We start from the raw sequence: 1,389 nt of genomic DNA on the forward strand, positions 1-1,389 counted from the left end.
GAGGCTGTAAAACTAACTGTGTCAAAGGTTCTTGAGTAATACCTTTAACGCAGCTAACATGGAAGAGAAAAACGAGCTGGATCTGGACAAGATCAAGCGCCAGTTCCTGGAAGAGTTCCGGAGCGGCAAACCCACCTTCGGCAAAGACGGAGCGCTTGGCCCCTTGCTGAAACACTTCTTAGAGGCCGCCCTGGACGCGGAGATGGATCTCCATTTGGATGCCGAGCAGCGGCAGAAGGGCAACCGCCGCAACGGCAAAGTCAGCAAGCAAGTCCGCACCTCAGACGGCACCATCGAGGTGGAGTCATCCCGCGACCGCTCCTCGAGCTTTGAGCCGCAGATCATCCGGAAGCGGGAGACGGTGCTGGCCGAGAACCTGGAGCCGCGCATTTTGAGCATGTACGGGTTGGGCATGAGCCTGCGGGACATCTCCTCGCACCTGAAGGAGATGTACGACATGGACATCTCGCACGACACGCTCTCAGCCCTCACCGAGAAGATCGTGCCCCAGGTCAAGGAGTGGCAGGCCCGGCCGCTGGAGGCGCTCTACTGCATCGTCTGGCTCGACGCCATGCACTACAAGGTGCGGCAGGAAGGGCGGGTTGTCTCCAAAGCAGTCTACAACATTTTAGGCATCGACCGCCACGGCCACAAGGAGCTGCTGGGCGTGTACGTGTCCGAGAGCGAGGGGGCCGCTTTCTGGCTCTCGGTGCTCACCGACCTGCAGCAGCGGGGCGTTCGGGACATGCTCATCGCCTGCATCGACAACCTGAAGGGCTTCGCCGAGGCCGTCAACAGTGTTTTCCCGCAGGCCGAGGTGCAGAGCTGCATCGTGCACCAGATTCGCAACAGCCTCAAGTACGTGGGCTCTAAGGACCAGAAGGAGTTCATGCGGGACCTCAAGCCCATCTACCGGGCAGAAAACAAGGAACTGGCCGAGCTTAGGCTGCTGGAGCTGGAGGAGAAGTGGGGAAAAAAGTACCCCAAGGTGCTCGAGAGCTGGCAGCGGAACTGGGACAAACTCTCCACGTACTTTAAGTACACCGAGCTGATCCGGAAACTCATCTACACCACCAACACCATCGAAGGCTTTCACCGCCAGGTGCGCAAGGTGACTAAGACGAAGGGGGCCTTCCCCTCGGACATGGCCCTGCTCAAGCTGATTTACCTGTCTCACCAGAACATCAGCAAAAAGTGGGTCATGCCGCTGGCCAACTGGAGCCAGACGGCACAGCAGCTAGCCATCTGGTTCGGGGAGAGGATGCGGCTGGACCTGAAGTGAGACGCACTTCAAAAGTTTGGCCCTTTCGCCGTTAGGCTAAAGCCGTAACAGCAAAAGGGCCAGTAAAAATGGAAATAGTGAAGTGACACAGTTTAGATTACAATCCC

General features: G+C 57.8%; 1 protein-coding gene. It reads left to right on the forward strand.

The window, feature by feature from the left end:
• Window positions 1-58 precede the first annotated feature (58 nt).
• Window positions 59-1,282 (forward strand): IS256 family transposase, encoded by a 1,224-nt coding sequence (locus tag ABD920_RS18270; protein ID WP_345160965.1) that lies wholly within the window; start codon window positions 59-61, stop codon window positions 1,280-1,282.
• Window positions 1,283-1,389: the final 107 nt, after the last annotated feature.

Origin of the sequence: Pontibacter saemangeumensis, from assembly GCF_039541895.1 — a bacterium.
GTDB lineage: Bacteria > Bacteroidota > Bacteroidia > Cytophagales > Hymenobacteraceae > Pontibacter > Pontibacter saemangeumensis.